Origin of the sequence: Sphingomonas sp. NIC1 (genome assembly GCF_001638925.1) — a bacterium.
GTDB lineage: Bacteria > Pseudomonadota > Alphaproteobacteria > Sphingomonadales > Sphingomonadaceae > Sphingomonas > Sphingomonas aquatilis.
This window is the reverse complement of record NZ_CP015521.1, coordinates 1,582,699-1,601,196: the sequence shown is the minus strand read 5'-3', so window position 1 is coordinate 1,601,196 and position 18,498 is coordinate 1,582,699. Positions and strand designations below refer to the sequence as shown.

The window sequence follows — 18,498 nt, the reverse complement described above, 5'->3', positions numbered from 1 at the left end:
ATGACGATGGTCCTAGTCCCGCGGCGCCAGCCGCGTATAAAGCCTTTCGTGGACCTCTACCTCCCCATCGCCAACCTGTCGGTCAACGCGCTGGTCATCATCCTGCTGGGCGGCGGCGTCGGGCTGCTGTCGGGTATGTTCGGGGTCGGCGGCGGCTTTCTGACGACGCCATTGCTCATCATCTACGGCATTCCCCCCACCGTCGCCGCCGCCTCCTCGGCCAGCCAGGTGACGGGCGCGAGCGTGTCGGGCGTCTTCGCGCATTTCCACCGCGGCGGCGTCGACGTGAAGATGGGAAGCGTGCTGGTGGCCGGCGGCATCCTCGGCAGCGGGGCGGGCGCGTGGATCTTCCAGCTGCTCAAAGCCAGCGGCCAGATCGATACGGTGATCGGCGTCGTCTATGTCGCGATGCTGGGATCGATCGGTACGCTGATGGCGCGCGAATCGATCGGTGCGATCGGCGTCGCCAAGGGCCGCGTCCGCCCCCGCGCGCGCAAGCGGCGCCACCATCCGCTGGTCGCCGCGCTGCCGCTGCGCACGCGTTTCTACGCCTCGGGCCTCTATATCTCGCCGCTCGCGCCGCTGCTGCTCGGCTTCTTCACCGGCATCCTCACTATTCTGCTCGGCATCGGCGGCGGCTTCATCCTGGTGCCGGCGATGATCTACCTGCTCGGCATGGCGACCAGCGTCGTCGTCGGCACCAGCCTGTTCCAGACGCTGTTCGTCACCGCGGTCGCGACGATGGTCCACGCGACCACCACCAAGGCGGTCGACATCGTGCTCGCCGGCCTGCTGCTGCTCGGATCGGTGACGGGGGCGCAGCTGGGCGCGCGCTTCGCCAGCCGGGTAAAGCCCGAATATCTCCGCCTCGCGCTCGCGATCATGGTGCTGCTAGTCGGCCTGCGCATCCTGCTCGGCCTCGTCTGGCGGCCGGAGGAAATCTTCACGGTCGAGCTGACGTGAGCGCCCGCGCGGCTCTGCTGCTCGTCGCGCCCGCGCTCCTTGCGTCGTCGGCGCCGCCGGGCGGCTTTGCGACGGCGAAACCGATGCTCGTCCCCGACGTGTCGCAGCGCCAGATCGAGATCGCCTACAGCTTTACGGGCGCCGAGCTGCTGCTGTTCGGCGCGATCCTCTACCCCGGCGGCCGCCTGCCCCCCGGCGAATCGCCGACCGATATCGTGGTGATCGTAAAGGGCCCGACGCAATCGGTGCTGGTCCGCGAAAAGGAAAAGATCGCCGGCATCTGGGTCAATGCCCAGCATCAGCGCTACAGTTCGGCGCCCAGTTTCTACGCGCTCGCCTCGTCGCGCCCGATCGACCGGATCGTCGACGAACGCACCCGCGCGATCTACGAACTGGGGCTCGACAGCCTGCAATTGTCCCCCGGCTCCAATGCGGTCAGCACGGTCGAGCATCGCTTCCAGCAGGGCCTCGTCGACCTGCGCCGCCGGGCCGGCCTGTATGTCGAGGCGCCGCGCGCGGTCGAGATTACCGACGACGTCTTGTACCGCGCGCGACTCACCATCCCGGCGCGCGTCCCCGTCGGCCGATTCACCGCCGAAACCTTCCTGATCCGCGACGGCCGCGTGCTGGCGGCGGCGGTACGCGACATCGATATCCGCAAATCGGGCTTCGAACGCTTCGTCGCGCGCGCCGCCGAACGGCATGCGTTTCTCTACGGAATCGCGGCGGTGGCGCTGTCGATCGCGCTCGGCTGGGGCGCCGGCTGGGTCGCGCGCCGTGTGTGACCGTTCCCAACGCTAAATTAACCAGCGCCCTCTACCTTTGGTCCGGTATGAACGGGGATCGGGCGTGATGAACGATATGGCGGGGGCGGGTTCGTTTTCGCAAGGTACGCCGTTGAGCGCGGCGGACGTGCAGGAAACGATCGGCCTGTCCGGCGCACCGATCGGTTGCGTCCTGACGATCGCGGGCAGCAGCAGCCGCGTGCTGTTCGACCGCAATGCGCTGGCCCTGTCCGCGCAAGGATCCGATCCGGTTTCCGCCGGCGCGGGCCAGGTCGGCACCCAGATCAAGATGCGCATCGGCCAGTCGTGGCTGGTCGCCAACGTCCGCAGCCTGACGCTGCGCGACGGGTCGAGCGACTGGGTCGCGGCCGAAATCGACTTCCTCGGCGAAGGCATGGAGGAACAGCTGACAGGCCGCCTGTACGGCTTCCGCCGCGGCGTGACGCGCTATCCGATTCCGGGGTGCGAGGTCTTCCCGATCACCACCGCCGACCTGCAACAGATCTATTCGGCCAGCAACCGCGCGCATATCCAGATCGGCACCGTCTATCCGACCCGCGACGTCCGCGCCTCGCTCTACATCGACGCGATGCTCGGCAAGCATTTCGCGCTCGTGGGTTCGACCGGCACCGGCAAATCGACCAGCGCCGCGCTGATCCTCCACCGCATCTGCGAACTGGCGCCGCAGGGCCATGTGCTGATGATCGATCCGCACGGTGAATATGGCGCCGCCTTCGGCAACAATGGCGCGCTGTACGACGTCAACAATCTCCAGATGCCCTATTGGCTGATGAACTTCGAGGAGCATTGCGAGGTCTTCGTCACCGCCCGCGGCGAAGACAGCCAGCTCGACCGCGACATCCTGGCGAAGTGCCTGCTGATGGCACGCGGCAAGAATCGCCTGGGCCAGGGCGTCGCCAAGCTCACCGTCGACGCGCCGATCCCCTATCTGCTCAGCGACCTCACCAATTTCATCAGCCTCGAAATGGGCAAGATGGATCGCGCCGGCGACACTGCCCCCTATCTCAGGCTCAAGACCAAGATCGAAGAGATCAAGGCCGATCCGCGCTACGGCTTCATGTTCTCCGGCATGCTCGTCGCCGATTCGATGGCGGATTTCCTCGCCCGCATCTTCCGCATGCCGGGCGGCGGCAAGCCGATCTCGATCATCGACGTGTCGGGCGTGCCGTCGGAAATCACCTCGGTCGTCGTCGCGATGCTCAGCCGCATGACCTTCGACTTCGCGATCTGGGCGCGCAACGAGCCCAGGCGCCCGATCCTGCTCGTCTGCGAAGAGGCGCACCGCTACATCCCGAGCAGCCTAGGCGCCGACGGGCGCAACGCCTCGGTCGGCCGCATCCTCGGCCGCATCGCCAAGGAAGGGCGCAAATATGGCGTCAGCCTGGGGCTGATCACGCAGCGCCCGTCCGATCTCGAGGAAGGCGTGCTGTCGCAATGCGGCACGATCATCGCGATGCGCCTCAACAACGAACGCGACCAGGCCTTCGTCCGTGCGGCGATGCCGGAGGGTGCGCGCGGCTTCCTCGATGCGATCCCGGCGCTGCGCAACCGCGAATGCATCGTCTGCGGCGAAGGCGTCGCGGTGCCGATCCGCGTCAGCTTCGACAACCTCGAACCCGCCAAGCAACCCGCGTCCACCGACCCCATTTTCTCGCAACTCTGGTGCGACGCCGGTGGCGAAGACGATATCATCGCCCGCACCATCCTCCGCTGGCGCGCCCAGGGGCGGTAAAAAGGAAGCAACGGCAAAGGTCTAGGAGCAATCGTCTGGCCGTCTCGCCAGTTTACTACCACATGAGGTCTTGGCGACGAGCCCGCTATCGGAATTGTCCCAGCGGGTGAAATGACCTGCCAGCGGACATTCTGCTTTCGTTCAATTGCGGACATCCATGCACGCGGGGCATGATGCGGCATGACCATCGAGATGCTACTGATCGGGGGCGCTCTTACCGGCCTCGTGATTGGATTGGGCGCAAAAACCCCTAAGCTCGGATGCGCGGCCCTGTGGATCGTGCCCCTTGCCATGATCGCATACGTGTATGCGTGGCAGAGCGCCCATCCTGACAGCCTCAGGTCTACAAGCGGCCTCGACTTCGTGTTCGGGCCACTATGGCCGAGCCTAGGGGCAATGGGCGGTTACGTCGTCGGAACAGCGATCCGCTACTTCATCCTTTTCAAGCGGAACGGCAGCTAACCTCAGGTTCCGACACACCGACGCCAATCCGAACCTCTACCGCCCGCCCACCGGCACCGCGAGCAGCCCGGCCGCGTAGCTGCGGAACCGCCGCAGGTCGCTGCCCGACAGCGCCGCGACGCTGGCGAAGCTGATTGAGCGCGGGTTCACCGTCTGGCCGTTGCGCCACACTTCCCAGTGCAGATGCGGCCCCGTCGACAGGCCGGTCGAGCCGACATAGCCGATCACCTGCCCCTGCCGCACATGCTGGCCGCGCGCCACCGCGATGCGGCTCATATGGCCGTAGCCGCTGGCAAGGCCGCCGGCATGGCCCAGCTTGACGAAATTGCCGTAGCCGCCCGAGCGCCCGGCGCCCTGCACCACGCCGTCGAGCACCGCATAGATCGGCGAGCCATAAGGCGCACCGATGTCGACGCCCTTGTGCATTTTCAGATAGCCGAGCAGCGGATGCATGCGGAATCCGAAGGACGAGGTGATCCGCCCCGCCACCGGCATGCCCATGAAGCCGCGGCGTTCGCTCTGCCCCTTGGCGTCGAACCAGCTCGCATGGCCGTCCGCATCGTCCCAGCGGACGAGTTCGACCTTGCGGCGCCCCTGGTCGATGCCGGCGAACAACAGGTCGCCGAGCCGCTGCTCGCCCGTCGCGGCGCGATCGCGCTGGATGATCAGGTCGAAGCTGTCGGCGGCCCCCACGTCGCGGCCGATCGACAGGCGCGTCGCCAGCGCCTTGATATAGCTTTCCACCACCCGCGCCGGTGCACCCGCGGCGCGTGCCGAGCGATACAGGCTGGAGCCGACGAGGCCCTGGATGCGCAGCGGCGTGCGGTCGACCGCGATCGGCTGGCGCGTCAGGACCAGGCCGGTGGCAGCCCGATCGAGCGTCAGCGCCAGATCGAAGCGTGCGCGCAGCGACAGCTTTTCGAGCGGCCGGGCGACGGTGCGCGTCGGTCGGCGGCCGAGCGTCAGCGACAAACGCGTGCCCGGCTGAATATCGTCGAGCGATACCGCCTGCGCGATCAGTTCCGCCGCACGCGCCGCATCGGCGCGGCCGACGCCGGCACGGGTCAGGACGTGTGCCAGCGCATCGCCCTCACCCAGCGTCGCGCTCAGCTCCACATGCGGGCGTTCAGGTGCCTCGGCGAGCGGCGAGACGAGGTCGTTCGCCGCCATGCGATGGCCAGTGTCGCCGCCCCAGGCGAGCGGTGCGATGGCTTGGCCGCGCGCCTCTTCCCAGGCGGTGCCGTCGAGCGCCGCGGGCGCCGCGCCGACCAAGGGGCGGATACCGGGATTGAGCGCCCAGACCGTCGCCAGCAGGCCGGTCAGCGTCGCGAGGCCGCGCCACCAGTCGCGCGTGCCGATCTGCGCGCCGAGGTCGGGCGCCCAGTCGATCGCGCCCCAATCGATACCGAACAGCCCCGGCGTCCGCACCGCCGGCCGCGCGCCGGGCACGCCCGGCAGGCGCGCGAACGGGCGCGCCGCGGTGCCGCCGGCCAGCTCATAGCCTTGATCGTTGCGCAAAAACACGCGGGCGGCGCCTCATGATCCGTGCGCCGCGTCCCCCCGGCGTCAGGGTGGCAGCGTTGTGGGGCCAAAGCGCTAAAGTCAAATTAACCGCGGAATGTGCGGGTTACGCCTGCGACGAGCCGGTTGCCCGCTGCGGCAGACAGGGGCCGGATTAGCGCAGCAGCGCCAGCGCCGCCATCAACAGCGCGGCGACGCTGGGATAGAAGGTCAGGCCGAAGCCCAGCGCGCGCGCCGCCGCGCCGTCGCGATAGCCGCTCCAGAACAGCAGCCGCCCGGCCGAGAAACAGGCCGCGAACAGCGCAACGGCCACGCGCGCATGATCGTCGAGCAGCGTCAGCGCGCCATAAGCGATCGCGGCGAGCAATGCCTGTTCGGCGGTGTTGCGTAGGATGGCATTGGCCGCATCGACACCGGGGTCGACGCCGTCGCCGCCATCGATCGCGCTGGCCGAAGCGAAGCGCCGCCGCGCGACGTCGCCGATCGCCGCCGCCACCCACAGACCCAGCGTCAGCAGCGCGACGCCCAGCGTCCAGCCGCGCGCCTCCAGCATCATCGCATCGCCGTGGGCGTAGCCGATCAGCGCCAGCGCCACCGTCACGACGACGGCGATGCCCATGGCGCGCGTCACGCCCGCCTGGGCGCGGGCAAGCGGCGTCGCGGGTGCCCGCGTCGCCGGATCGACCGGCGTCTCGCTCACACCAGCAGGCCCTGCAGCAGCTTGGGCAAGGTGCCGCTTTCGCCCCGCGCTTCCGCCATGAAGCGGTCCTTCAGCGGCGGCAGGCGATCGACCGCGGAAATGCCGAAGCGGCGCATCGCGCTCGCCGTCTTGCCCGGAATGCCGAACAATCGCGTCAGCGTATCGGTGGCGGCGGCGACCATGAACGTGTCGAGCCCGCGCCAGCGCTGATAGCGTTCGAGCAGCGCCGGATCGCCCAGGTCCAGCCCCAGCCGTTTGCCCTCGACCAGCACCTCGGCCAGCGTCGCGACGTCGCGCAGGCCCAGGTTCAGCCCCTGCCCCGCGATCGGATGGATGCCGTGCGCGGCATCACCGACCAGCGCCAGCCGCTCCGCCGTGATCCGCGCGGCATGGTGGAAGCCCAGCGGATAACTGGCGCGCGGCGATGCTGCGCTGAGTTCGCCCAGGAAGCCGCCCATCCGCTTGGTCGCCTCTGCCAGGAAGGCGCGGTCGCCCAGCTTCATCATGCCGGGCCCGTCCGCGCCCTTCACCGACCAGACGATCGCCGATCGATGGCCGATGGCGTCGTCGGGCAGCGGCAGCAGCGCGAACGGGCCCGCGGGGTAGAAGATTTCGTAGGCGACGTCTTCGTGGGGATATTCGTGGTGGAAGGCGCCAACGATCGCGGCATGGTCATACTGCCAGCGCGCCACCGGGATACCCGCCGCCTCGCGTGTCGGCGAATTGCGCCCCTCCGCCACGATCACCAAAGGCGCGGTGACGGTGGTGCCGTCGCTCAACGTCGCAGTGACCTGATGCTCGCCGCGTGCCAGCTCGGTCGCGCGCGTCTGCATGCGCAGGTCGACATGGGTCGCATCGGTCGCGGCGGCGAACAGCGCGGCGCGCAACGCCTTGTTTTCGTACATCGTGCCGAGCGGATCGTCGCTTTCGCCAGGCCGGAAATCGAGCTTGCCCGGCGCCAGTCCGTCGCTGACCCGGATATGCCGGATCGCGCAGCCCTTGCCCGCCAGCGCCTTGCCCACGCCGATCGCATCCAGCATCCGCCCGCTCGCGCTGGCGATCGCCGACGCGCGCCCGTCGAAGCCGGGGGCATGGACCACCGCGGGGTCGGCGGGATCGACGACGATGCTCGTGACCCCATGCGCGTCGAGCGCCAGTGCGAGCGTGGCGCCGACCAGGCCCCCGCCGAGGATGATGACGTCCGAATTCATGTGCATCCCCCTACAGGTCGCCGCGCACCGTGCCAACGCTCCCTACGGTCGTGGGGCAGGCGTTGTTCCCAGCGGGGGAGCGGTTCGGAAAGTCACAAAAGTCACGCCGACGCACGTGGTTTTCGAAACGGGAGGCCTGCGGTGAGGCAGAGCGTGGGCAGGCGTGACACAGGACGTGGGTGTAGGACAGCCCGACGGCGGAATCGTCGGTTTATTGTTTATCTATAGTGTCTTGCGAGAGGATGACGGCGGTGGCGATCCAACACGGTCGGCATCCGCCTTGCCGCATCGGGCCTGCGCGACCCTTCACGTGCCTCGATCGCGGATGCGCGGGCCCGGACCAGGTTTGGATGACGGGGAACGTGGGTACGTCAGCTCGCCGTCCGCCCATCTTGACGGAATCGCGCCATCGGCCGATGAACCCGCGTTAACTTTTCGGAACATTGAAGGAATCGAGCGATGGCGAGCCGTGCGCAGCCAGGGCTGTTGCGTGAGACGGTGAAGGCGGGTGCCGTGCGGGGCGGCGCGTTGGTCGCCGCGATCGCGCTGTTCGTCGCCACCGCGGTAATGGTACTCGCGCTGGCAAGCTATCGCGCCAGCGACGCCGCGCTCAACACCGCCTCCGGGGGCCCGGTGCAGAATCTCGCGGGCCCGCCCGGCGCCTGGTTCGCCGACCTCGCGCTCACGCTGTTCGGCCCGGCTGTCGCCCTGCTGCTGCCGATCGCGCCGATCGTCGCCGCGCGGCTGTGGCGCGATCGGCCCACGGGGCGCTGGCTCGCGATGCTGCGCAATGCCGCGATCGGCGTGGCGCTGATCGCCGCCGCGCTCGCCTTCGTCTCCGATGCGTCGGTGCTGGCGCTGCCCGCCGGCTGGGGCGGCGTCGCCGGCCTGTCGATTGCGAAGGCGGTGGAATGGGGCCTGTCGTTCATCGGCCAGCCGGGCGCAGAGCGCTGGGCGGCACGCGGCATCGGCCTGATCGTCGGCATCGCCGGTATCGTGATCTGGGCCAAGAGCCTCGACATCGACCTCGGCGACCGCCGCTTCCGCCTGCGCCGGACGCGTGGCGACGCGATCGGTGCCGAAGACGATGGCGACGATCTGTACGACGACGCCTATGACGACGGGGACGAGGAACCGCTCCAGCTCGCGCGCAAGGTCGTCGAACCGCGCGCGGTCGCGACGCCCGACCCGCGTCCCGCCCCCAATATCGCCGACCGCAATCTCGCGCCCTCCGCCGCCAAGCCCAAGCCGAAGCAGCAGAGCCTCGACCTCGGCCACAGCTATACGCTGCCGCAGCTCGACCTGCTCACCCCCGCACCGCCGGCGCCGAAGGGCACGATCGACAAGGCGTCGCTGGAGCGCAACGCGCGCCTGCTCGAAAACGTGCTCGACGATTTCAAGGTGCACGGCGTCATCAACGAAGTGCGCCCCGGCCCGGTCGTGACGATGTACGAGCTCGAGCCCGCGCCGGGCATCAAGGCCAGTCGCGTCATCGCGCTCGCCGACGATATCGCGCGCAACATGTCGGCGATCTCGGCGCGCGTCGCGGTGATCCCGGGGCGCAACGTGATCGGCATCGAACTGCCCAACCAGAAGCGCGAATCGGTCAGTCTGCACGAACTCGTCGGCAGCCAGACGTTCGAGGATCAGGCCGCGCAGCTGCCCATCATCCTCGGCAAAAACATCGCCGGCGATCCGGTGATCGCCGACCTCGCGCCGATGCCCCACCTGCTCGTCGCCGGCACTACCGGCTCGGGCAAGTCGGTCGGCCTGAACTGCATGATCTTGAGCCTGCTCTACCGGCTGACGCCCGAGCAGTGCCGGATGATCATGATCGATCCCAAGATGCTCGAACTGAGCATGTACGACGACATCCCGCACCTGCTGTCGCCGGTCGTCACCGATCCCGCCAAGGCGGTGCGCGCGCTGAAATGGGCGGTCGAGACGATGGAGGATCGCTACCGCCAGATGTCGTCGGTCGGCGTGCGCAGCCTTGCGGGCTTCAACGACAAGGTCCGCGCGGCCAAGGCCAAGGGCCAGCGCCTCGGCCGCCGCGTCCAGACCGGCTACCACCCCGACACCGGCCAGCCGGTGTATGAGGAAGAGCAGCTCGACTACGAACCGCTGCCGCAGATCGTCGTCATCGTCGACGAGCTTGCCGACCTGATGATGACCGCGGGCAAGGAGGTCGAATTCCTGATCCAGCGGCTCGCGCAAAAGGCGCGCGCGGCGGGCATCCACCTGATCATGGCGACGCAGCGCCCGTCGGTGGACGTCATCACCGGCGTCATCAAGGCGAACCTGCCGACGCGCATCAGCTTCCACGTCACCAGCAAGATCGACAGCCGCACGATCCTGGGCGAACAGGGCGCCGAACAGCTGCTGGGCCGCGGCGACATGCTCTACATGCCCGGCGGCAAGGGCATCGTCCGCGTCCACGGCCCCTTCGTCAGCGACGACGAGGTACGCGCCATCGCCGATCACTGGCGCGCGCAGGGCCAGCCCGATTACATCAGCTCGGTCACCGAAGAGCCGGAGGACAGCTTCGCGCTCGACGGCGCGCCGGAGGGCGAGGACACCGCCGAGGACCAGCAGTATCGCGCCGCGATCCAGCTGGTGTGCGAGTCGCAAAAGGCCTCGACCAGCTGGCTGCAGCGCCAGCTGCGCATCGGCTACAATTCCGCGGCGCGGCTGATCGAACGCATGGAAAAGGACGGCATCGTCGGCCGCCCCGACCATGTCGGCCGCCGCGAAGTGCTACGCGATACCGAAGGCCACGCGATCTGAGGCGGGGGGGTCAGGCCCCGTCCGGTGAGAACAGCCATGCCACGGCCGCGTCCCGGTCGACGAAGTAGCGGAATTCGGCGTGGTCGCGATTGGCGCGCTCGGCCTGCAACCTGGTAAGCGCGGCGCCCGTGTAGACCGCGACGCGTCGTGATCGCACCGCGGGATCGGCCATCATCGCGATGAATCCCGCCACGACCTCCTGGCTCTGCACCATCGCGCCCGAATAGTCGCACAGGCTCACCGGCTCGCGGCCCGTCGCGCGGATACGGGCAACCGCATCCTCCAGCGCACGACGGAAATCGGCCAGCGTCTCCAGCGTCCAGAAGCCCTGCATCGCGGTCTCGAAGCAGCCGCGATCCATATCGACCGTCACGCGAAACGTCGGGTGCGTATCCATCCGACGCCTTCTATGCCGCCGGGGTTACGAGCCGGTGAAGCCCTACCGCGCCGCCGGCAGCCATGCCGGCTCGAACGCCGGCTGGCGCGGCGGCAGCGGCGAGAGCTGCCGCAGGCGATCGACATCGAGCAGCCGCACGCGATGCCCCGTCCGCGCGATCAGTCCCTCGTCCTCCAGTGCGCGCACCGTGCGGTTGACGTGAACCCCGGTCAGCCCGAGCAAATCGCCGATCACCTCCTGTGTCAGCGGCAGATCGAACGCATCGTCCTCGACCAGCCCGATCGGCGTCAGCCGCGTGTGCAGGTCGATGAGCAGCCGCGCCAGCTGTTCGCGCGCCGAAGCATTGCCGGTGATCGCCAGCATGTCCATCAGCGCCAGCCGCTCCATCTGCACCGCCACCGTGAACAGCGCAGCGAGCCGCGGCGCCGTCTGGTACAACCGCCCGAACCGCGCATAAGGCACGAGGGCGGTCACCGATTCGGTAATCGCGGTCAGCGTGTCCGCCGCCTCCGACAGCACCATCGTCGGCGTGCCCAGCATGTCGCCGGGCAGATGCACCTTCTGGATCAGGCGGTTGCCGCTGCGCAGGATGATCGACGACGCCACCCAGCCTTTCAGCTGCAGGTAAAAGCCGCTTACCGCATCGCCTTCGCGCTGGAAGACTTCGCCGCGCCGGCGCACCACCGCGCCCTCGCCGAGCGTGCCGAGCAGTTCGACTTCGGTGCGGGTGAGATCGGCGAACGCGCGGTAACGGTGGATCGGATACGTCATATACGTCAGGTTTGCCGACCGTTACGCTGGCGTTCAAGCTGAACCCCCTTGATGCAAAGCAGGACGCCGGCATGATGGCGCGCTTACGCCGCAGGGGGCATCGATCATGACACGCATCACCGGCCGCGCGCGATCCTGTCTGGCGCTCCCGATCCTCGCACTGCTCGCGACCGCAGCCGCCCCGGTTCCGCCATCAGCGCGCGAGCGTGCGGTGATGGACGCGATCGAGCGCAGCATCGTCCTGCCGGCAACGGCCCGGCCGCTGGCCGCCTATGGACGCAACTATGCCTGGGCGGACCGGACGCATGTCGTCGCCACCTACCTGTTGCCCAGGCCTTCGTCCCCCCCGAGCGAGCAATGCAGGGTCATGCAAGACTCTGTGATGCGGCCCTGTTCCAGCCGGGAGATCGCGGATATTGCACGACAGGAGGCCGAAGCCCGTGCCGCCGAAACGCCCGCCGGGCACCGCCGCTGGTTCGCGCGCCCGGGGGAATGGCCCACAATCTTCGATGGCGGCTGTGCGTCGGTGAATGTCGCCTATGACGTTCCCAATCAGCGGATCACCCAGGTGGCGTGCAACGGCGACCTGACGGCCCCGCCCCCCGATCGCCATTTCCCTTGATCCCCGCCGCCAAGCTGGCAAGGTGTAGCTAAGACATAATACACCGGGGAGTATCATTCGATGAAACGCATCGCCGCCGCCGCCGCGCTTCTGCTGGCCGGCACCGCCATGGCGCAGGACAGCGCCACCATCGCTCCGCCCGCCGCGATTCAGGCGGATGGTATCCCGCCGGTGCCGCAGGCGCTCGCCGATGCGACGCGGCCCTATATGGAATCGCGCTCGTCGGCGTTCGGCGGCTGGAATCCGGTGACGCGTGGCGTGCTGATCGCGACGCGCTTCGGCAATACGGTGCAGGCGCACGAGGTCGCGATGCCGATGGGCGCGCGCCGCCAGCTGTCGTTCGAGGCGGATGCGATCGCCCGCGCGAGCTACGCGCCCAAGCGCGGCGACGTGATGGTCGTGCAGAAAGACGTCGGCGGCAGCGAATTCTGGCAGCTCTACACGCTGCGGGACGGCCGCCTGACGCTGCTGACCGACGGCAAGAGCCGCAACGCGATCAACGCCTGGAGCCATGACGGCCGCTGGCTCGGCTATTCGTCGACGCGGCGCAACGGCGCGGACAACGACCTCTACGTCATCGATCCGCGCAATCCGAAGAGCGATCGGCTGGTCGCGCAGGTAAAGGGCGGCGGCTGGGCGATCAGCGACTTCGCACCCGATGCGAAAACCGCGGTCGTCACCGAATATCGCTCGGTCAACAAGACCAACCTGTACCGGATGGACGTCGCGACCGGCGCTTTGACACCGATCGGCGATCCTGCCGCCGCCATCGCCTATGGCGAGGCCAAGTTCGCGCCCGATGGCACCTTGTGGGTCACGTCGGACGAGGGATCGGACTTCCAGCGCCTCGGCACGATCGATCCGAAGACGGGCCGCTTCACCGCGGTCGCCCCCGAACCGAAGTGGGACGTCGATGCCTTCGACATTTCGGACGACGGCCGCACCATCGCCTATGTCGTCAATGAAGCCGGCATCGACCGGCTGAAGCTGCTCGACGTCGCAAGCCGCCACGCCCGCACCGTGCCGCTGCCCGCCGGCAGCATCGGCGGTGTGGCATTCGCGCCCTGGGGGGCGCTGGGCTTCTCGCTCAATTCCGCCAAGGCGCCGACCGACACCTATTCGCTCGATCCCGCGACGCTGACGGTGACGCGCTGGACGGCGAGCGAAACCGGCGGCCTCGATCCCGCGCGCAACGTCGAACCGGAATTCGTCGAGGTGAAGAGCTTCGACGGCGAACCCGTGTCGGGCTTCCTCTACCGCCCCGATCCCAAGCGCTGGCCCGGCAAGCGACCGCTCCTGTTCAACATCCACGGGGGACCGGAGGGACAGTCGACCCCCGGCTTCCTGGGGCGCAACAATTACCTGCTCAACGAGCTGGGCATCGCGCTCTTCTATCCGAACGTCCGCGGCTCGACCGGGTTCGGCAAGCGCTTCGTCGCGCTCGACAACGGGCCGTTCAAGCGCGAGGATTCGGTGAAGGACATCGGCGCCTTCCTCGACCGGTTCGACAAGGACCCGCGCATCGATTCGAAGCGGATCGCGGAAACCGGCGGCAGCTACGGCGGCTATATGTGTTACGCGCTCGCGATCCGGTACGGCGACCGGTTCAAGGCGGCGAACTGCATCGTCGCCATCTCCAACTTCGTCACCTTCCTCGAAAACACGCAAAGCTATCGCCGCGACCTGCGCCGCGTCGAATATGGCGACGAGCGCGATCCCGCCCAGCGTGCCAAGCTGGTCGAGATCAGCCCGCTCACCCGCGCCAAAGAGCTGAAGATCCCGCTGATGGTCGTCACCGGCGGCAACGATCCGCGCGTGCCCGCATCGGAAGCCAACCAGATGGTCGCCGCGGTGCGCGCCAACGGCGTCCCCGCCTGGCACCTGCTCGCCAAGGACGAAGGCCATGGCTACGCCAAGAAGGAGAATCAGGACTATCAGTTCTGGACCAGCCTGATGTTCTGGCAGGCGAACCTGCTGGGGAAGTGATGGATCGGCTGGCATTTAAGCAGTTGTGATTAAACGATGAATTAGAATCACCGCCCTCATACCCCGGCCGTGTCGCACCCACCCTCACGCTTCGCCGCCTATGGCGGCTCTTCCCTCTCCCATTGGGAGAGGGAGGGAGCGGCTCAGCCGCGGAAGGGTTAGGATGGGCCCACGACATCACCTTCAAAAACGAACCGATCGTTTTCTTTTGGGTGTTCACGTCGTCCATGTTCCCGGCACCAACACCCGCCCCGACAGTTAAGGGCCGGTTCAACGCCTTCCCCCCATCAGGACCCGCATGACCCGATACGCTCTTGCTCTCGCCCTGCCGATCGCACTCGTCGCGCCGGCCGCTCTGCCCGCCCAGGCGACCGGCGACCTCGCCGCGGTGCAGCGCCACCTCCAGTCGGTCGAGACGATGACCGCCGACTTCACGCAGACCGACCGCAACGGCAAGGTGCTGACCGGTACGTTCACGCTCAAGAAGCCGGGCAAGCTGCGCTTCCAGTATGAAAAGGGCGTGCCGATCCTGATCGTCGCGGAAGGCGGCGCGCTGACCTTCATCGATTATTCGGTGCGGCAAGTGCAGCGCTGGCCGATCAAGAATTCGCCGCTGGGCGTGCTGCTCGATCCGACGCGCGATATCACCCGCTATGCCAAGCTCGTCCAGACGGGCAACGACCGCGTCGTCTCGGTCGAGGCGAACGATCCCAAGCACCCCGAATATGGCAAGATCACGCTGATCTTCGCCCGCGACTCGGCGGCCCCGGCAGGACTCGCGTTGCAGGGGTGGGTTGCGCTCGACAGCCAGAACAACCGGACGACGATTCGCCTGTCGAATCAGCGATTCGGCGTGCCGGTCAGCGACCAGACGTTCAAATGGAACGATCCGCGGAGGCCGAACGTCCGCTGACCTGAGTTCATTCATGTACCCGACAGGTTTGCTGGCCTAGAGACGTCCTCGCGGATGTGGGGCGTTCGGGATTTTTTCCCCCTGTTGCCCGGATGACCATCAACCACTTCCCGCCTGCGTGACGAACGCTAGGTCGGCCCTCGCTCCATGCCCCCGGAGCGAGGGCCTTTCCGTTTTTGGCGGCGAGCGCCGTGCCGGCGCCCACTCGCCAAAAACGCGGCCGGCGGGCGCAGCCCGTCCGACGTCATGGGCTTCGCCCATGACGCACCCCTCTTCCCGTTTGCCCCGAGCCGGTCGAAGGGCACGTTGCCACCAGCGTGAAGCTCGGGGAAAGCTGCCCTTAGACAGGCTCAGGGCGAACGGAATGCGCGTGGCGCATACGGCCCCAAGGTCGGCCCGAACCTTGCCCCCCTCCCCGCCCCCGCCTAGATGCACCGGCGTGAAGATCGTCTCCTGGAACATCAATTCGGTCCGCTTCCGGATCGCCATCGTCGAACAGTTCCTGCGCGAGGTGGAACCCGACATCCTGTGCCTCCAGGAAACCAAGGTCGTCGACGCCGACTTCCCCTTCGATGCCTTCCGCGCGCTCGGTTACGACCATATCGTCATCCACGGCCAGCGCATGCACCATGGCGTCGCGATCCTCAGCCGCGTGCCGCTGATCGAGGACGACCGCTTCGACTGGCAGGCGAACCAGGAAGCGCGCCACGTCGGCGTCCGCCTGCCCAACGGCGTCCGGCTGGAAAATGTCTACGTCCCCGCCGGCGGTGACGTCCCCGATCGTGACGTGAACCCCAAATTCGGCCAGAAGCTCGACTTCGTCGAACGGATGACGCGCTGGTCGGAAACGCTCGACGTGCCGACCATCCTGACCGGCGATTTCAACATCGCGCCGCTGCCCAGCGACGTGTGGAGCCACAAGGCGCTGCTGAAGGTCGTCAGCCACACCCCCATTGAGGTCGAGGCGCTCGACCGCCTCCAGGCCTCGAACGATTGGGTCGACCTGGGGCGGCATTTCCACCCCGCCCCCGCGCGCCTTCACACGTGGTGGAGCTATCGCTCGCCCGACTGGACCAAGAACGACCGCGGCCGCCGGCTCGACCATATGTGGGCGACGCGCGACGTCGCGGATAAGGCCACGGCGCACGTCGTTCACGAAGCCTGCCGCAGCTGGCTGAGCCCGTCGGACCATGTGCCGATCCTGACCGAGTTCGCCTTCTGATGAGCGCGTCCGCCCGCGATGTCGCGCGCGCGATCGACGCGCTGCGCCGCGGCTGGCCGATCGCCATTGCCGCACCGGGTGAGGCCCCCCTGCCCCTGCTCGCGGTCGAAACCGCCGATCCGATCGGGCTCGAATCCTTCGTGGGCGGGGGCACATTCCCGCTGCTCATCTCCAACGGCCGCGCCGCGACGCTGAAGCTAACCAACCAGCTCGCCGCCGCCGATCCCGACACGCCGGTCGCGATCGAGCCGGCGCCCTGGCTCGACTTTTCCACCGCGGTCGCGCTCGCCGATCCGCAGTTCGATCTCGCGACGCCGCTGAAAGGACCGTTCCGCACGATGGCGATCGATCGCCCGGCGGCGAGCCTCGCGGCGATCCGGCTGGCGCGGATCGCGGGACTGCTGCCGGCCTTCGTCCTCGACGGCACCGGCGCGGAGGTGACGATCGATCCCGCCGCAATCGACGCGCATCAGGCATCCGGCGCGTTGCGTCTCGCGACCCGCGCCCGGTTGCCGGTCGATGGCGCCGAGGACGCCGAGATCGTCGCGTTCCGCTCGCCCGATTCGAGCGACGAACATGTCGCGCTCCTGGTTGGCCAGCCCAATGGATCGCCGCCGCTGGTCCGCCTGCATAGCGAATGCCTGACCGGCGACGTGCTCGGCAGCCTGAAATGCGACTGCGGGCCGCAGCTGCGCGCGGCGATCGAGGCGATCAAGGCGCAGGGCTGGGGCATGTTGCTGTATCTGCGACAGGAAGGCCGCGGGATCGGCCTGGTCAACAAGCTGCGCGCCTATGCGTTACAGGATCAGGGGTTCGATACGGTCGATGCCAACACGCGGCTGGGCTTTGCGATCGATGCGCGCGATTTCGGCGTGGCGGCGCGGATGCTGTCGCTGCTGGGGCAGCGCACCGTGCGGCTGTTGACCAACAATCCGGCCAAGGTTGCGGGACTGGAAGCGGCCGGCGTGACGGTGATCGAACGCGTCGCGCACGCGCTGCCGCCCAACCCCCATAATGCGCACTATCTGGCGACGAAGCGGGACCGGACCGGCCACCAGCTCTGACTCCGCTCAGACGAACGCCTCCGGGTCGGTGAGTCCCGTCAGCCGTCGCGCTGCGCGTCGCGCGAAGGCGAGGGTGCAGCGTTTGCGAACGTGCGCGGCCAGGGGCACGCTATGCGCCTCACGCAGGATCGCCGCGTCGTAACGATCGGCGACAATCACGCCCGTCCGCTCCGGCAGGAACGCCGCACCGTCCAGCGGCGCGGTATCGAACCCCGCCGGCACCGCCCAATAATAGCGGTCGCAATGACCGAGATAGTCCGGCCATTTGCCGTCACCCATCAGGTCGGCGCGCGACACCTTGATCTCGACGATCACCAACTGCCCGCGCGCGTCGATCGCCATCAGGTCGGCGCGGCGGCCGCCCTCCAGCGGGACTTCGGGAATGGTGACGAGGTCGTGGCGCAGCAGCATCCGCGTGACGCCGCGCGCGACGTCGGCGGCGCAGATCGCGGGATCGCCGCCCTCAACGCAAGAAACCGGAGCCATGTCGAGCATGACCCCGGTTTAGAACATTCAGCGAACGAGGCAAGCGCCCCGTTTGCGGATCAGCGATAGAAGACGTGGTTGCCGATCATCGCGATCTTGGTGACATTGGCACCGGGGCGACGGTTCGGCGTGTTGAAGAACAGCGCCTTGGGAGCCGGGCTGTCCCAGGCCGCGTCCAGCGCGACGCGCGCGACGGCGAGGGCGGTGCGGTAGGTCGCGCGGCCTTCGTCGATCGCCGGGATTTCACCGTGGCGCACGAAGCTGAACTGGCCGCGCTGCTTCACCACCGAGCAGATATCGCTGGGGAAGCGGCCCGACTTCGACCGGTTGATGATGACGTTGGCGACGGCGAGCTGGCCCGCGAGCGGTTCGCCCTTCGATTCGAAATAGATCGCGCCGGCGAGGCAGCGCTGCGTCTCGTCGACGTCGGCGCTGTCCTGCGCGGCAACGGCTTCGGCGAGGCTGTTATACTCTTCGTCTTCGCTGGCTTCGACCGTGGGGAGCGGCTGGACCACCGGCTTGGCGGGTCCGAACGTCGCGGCAACGGGAGCGGGAGAGACGGGGACCGATGCCGGAACGACCGGATCGGTGGAGGGGGCGGTCGGTGCGGGAATCGCGGTGCGATTCAGATCCGAGGCCCGGACCGGCGAGCTGTGGCTGATCAGGCCCGCCAGAGAGAAAGACATCACCGCGATGGCCGCGGCGCGCTGCAAAATCGTCATCAACGTATTCGATATGCGGTTGGACCACGGACCCGATCAGTCAGGCTGATCGTCCGGGCATCCCCCCGACTGCGTCACCGACCCGGATCGCACCCAGGCACGGCACAACGCGCATTCAACGTGCGCGAGCCAT

17 protein-coding genes are annotated in these 18,498 nt (G+C 67.9%); 10 read left to right on the top strand and 7 right to left on the bottom strand.

Annotated elements, in window-relative coordinates; genetic code table 11:
• Positions 1-48: 48 nt before the first annotated feature.
• The 4 genes from A7E77_RS07750 to A7E77_RS07735 all read left to right on the top strand — a co-directional run bounded on the left by A7E77_RS07750 (position 49) and on the right by A7E77_RS07735 (position 3,963).
• Complete coding sequence (locus A7E77_RS07750) at positions 49-963, top strand: sulfite exporter TauE/SafE family protein (protein ID WP_043061052.1); 915 nt, start codon at positions 49-51, stop codon at positions 961-963.
• A complete protein-coding gene (locus A7E77_RS07745) occupies positions 960-1,748 on the top strand; it encodes a TIGR02186 family protein (RefSeq protein WP_063687072.1) in 789 nt (262 codons plus the stop codon). The genes A7E77_RS07750 and A7E77_RS07745 overlap by 4 nt, the downstream gene beginning before the upstream one ends.
• A gap of 67 nt (positions 1,749-1,815) precedes the next feature.
• Positions 1,816-3,501: an ATP-binding protein gene (locus A7E77_RS07740; RefSeq protein WP_017980543.1), complete on the top strand. Its 1,686-nt coding sequence runs from the start codon at positions 1,816-1,818 to the stop codon at positions 3,499-3,501.
• Between the two features lie 180 nt (positions 3,502-3,681).
• Positions 3,682-3,963 (top strand): hypothetical protein, encoded by a 282-nt coding sequence (locus A7E77_RS07735; RefSeq protein ID WP_017980542.1) that lies wholly within the window; start codon positions 3,682-3,684, stop codon positions 3,961-3,963.
• A gap of 36 nt (positions 3,964-3,999) precedes the next feature.
• Here A7E77_RS07735 and A7E77_RS07730 read toward each other — a convergent pair whose 3' ends face one another.
• The 3 genes from A7E77_RS07730 to A7E77_RS07720 all read right to left on the bottom strand — a co-directional run bounded on the left by A7E77_RS07730 (position 4,000) and on the right by A7E77_RS07720 (position 7,395).
• On the bottom strand, positions 4,000-5,487 hold the full coding sequence (locus A7E77_RS07730) for a M23 family metallopeptidase (RefSeq protein ID WP_063687070.1): 1,488 nt from the start codon (positions 5,485-5,487) through the stop codon (positions 4,000-4,002).
• Positions 5,488-5,638: 151 nt separating this feature from the next.
• On the bottom strand, positions 5,639-6,184 hold the full coding sequence (locus A7E77_RS07725) for an MAPEG family protein (protein ID WP_063687069.1): 546 nt from the start codon (positions 6,182-6,184) through the stop codon (positions 5,639-5,641).
• A complete protein-coding gene (locus A7E77_RS07720) occupies positions 6,181-7,395 on the bottom strand; it encodes a UbiH/UbiF/VisC/COQ6 family ubiquinone biosynthesis hydroxylase (RefSeq protein WP_063687067.1) in 1,215 nt (404 codons plus the stop codon). The genes A7E77_RS07725 and A7E77_RS07720 overlap by 4 nt, the downstream gene beginning before the upstream one ends.
• A 459-nt stretch (positions 7,396-7,854) precedes the next feature.
• On the opposite strand from A7E77_RS07720, the gene A7E77_RS07715 reads away from it, so the two are divergent.
• Positions 7,855-10,182: a DNA translocase FtsK gene (locus tag A7E77_RS07715; protein WP_063687066.1), complete on the top strand. Its 2,328-nt coding sequence runs from the start codon at positions 7,855-7,857 to the stop codon at positions 10,180-10,182.
• A gap of 10 nt (positions 10,183-10,192) precedes the next feature.
• On the opposite strand, the gene A7E77_RS07710 is transcribed toward A7E77_RS07715, so the two are convergent.
• Positions 10,193-10,579, bottom strand: a complete 387-nt coding sequence (locus A7E77_RS07710) for a hypothetical protein (protein WP_063687064.1) — start codon at positions 10,577-10,579, stop codon at positions 10,193-10,195.
• 42 nt (positions 10,580-10,621) lie between these two features.
• Positions 10,622-11,350, bottom strand: a complete 729-nt coding sequence (locus A7E77_RS07705) for a Crp/Fnr family transcriptional regulator (protein ID WP_226341877.1) — start codon at positions 11,348-11,350, stop codon at positions 10,622-10,624.
• Positions 11,351-11,456: 106 nt separating this feature from the next.
• On the opposite strand from A7E77_RS07705, the gene A7E77_RS07700 reads away from it, so the two are divergent.
• From A7E77_RS07700 to ribA, 5 genes are all read left to right on the top strand, one after another.
• Positions 11,457-11,972 carry a hypothetical protein gene (locus A7E77_RS07700; RefSeq protein WP_226341876.1) on the top strand — a complete coding sequence of 172 codons (516 nt, stop codon included), beginning with the start codon at positions 11,457-11,459 and terminating at the stop codon, positions 11,970-11,972.
• 60 nt (positions 11,973-12,032) lie between these two features.
• Positions 12,033-13,958 (top strand): prolyl oligopeptidase family serine peptidase, encoded by a 1,926-nt coding sequence (locus tag A7E77_RS07695; protein WP_063687060.1) that lies wholly within the window; start codon positions 12,033-12,035, stop codon positions 13,956-13,958.
• A 298-nt stretch (positions 13,959-14,256) separates the two neighbouring features.
• Positions 14,257-14,871 carry a LolA family protein gene (locus A7E77_RS07690; RefSeq protein WP_017980532.1) on the top strand — a complete coding sequence of 205 codons (615 nt, stop codon included), beginning with the start codon at positions 14,257-14,259 and terminating at the stop codon, positions 14,869-14,871.
• Positions 14,872-15,310: 439 nt separating this feature from the next.
• Entirely contained in the window at positions 15,311-16,093 is a 783-nt protein-coding gene (locus A7E77_RS07685; RefSeq protein ID WP_063687058.1) for an exodeoxyribonuclease III, read from the top strand.
• Positions 16,093-17,157 carry a GTP cyclohydrolase II gene (gene ribA / locus A7E77_RS07680; RefSeq protein WP_063687056.1) on the top strand — a complete coding sequence of 355 codons (1,065 nt, stop codon included), beginning with the start codon at positions 16,093-16,095 and terminating at the stop codon, positions 17,155-17,157. The genes A7E77_RS07685 and ribA overlap by 1 nt, the downstream gene beginning before the upstream one ends.
• Before the next feature lie 6 nt (positions 17,158-17,163).
• On the opposite strand, the gene A7E77_RS07675 is transcribed toward ribA, so the two are convergent.
• Together A7E77_RS07675 and A7E77_RS07670 are read right to left on the bottom strand one after the other, a co-directional pair.
• A complete protein-coding gene (locus A7E77_RS07675; protein WP_017980529.1) occupies positions 17,164-17,652 on the bottom strand; it encodes an MmcB family DNA repair protein in 489 nt (162 codons plus the stop codon).
• A 50-nt stretch (positions 17,653-17,702) separates the two neighbouring features.
• On the bottom strand, positions 17,703-18,365 hold the full coding sequence (locus tag A7E77_RS07670) for a cell wall hydrolase (RefSeq protein WP_017980528.1): 663 nt from the start codon (positions 18,363-18,365) through the stop codon (positions 17,703-17,705).
• Between the last annotated feature and the right edge of the window lie 133 nt (positions 18,366-18,498).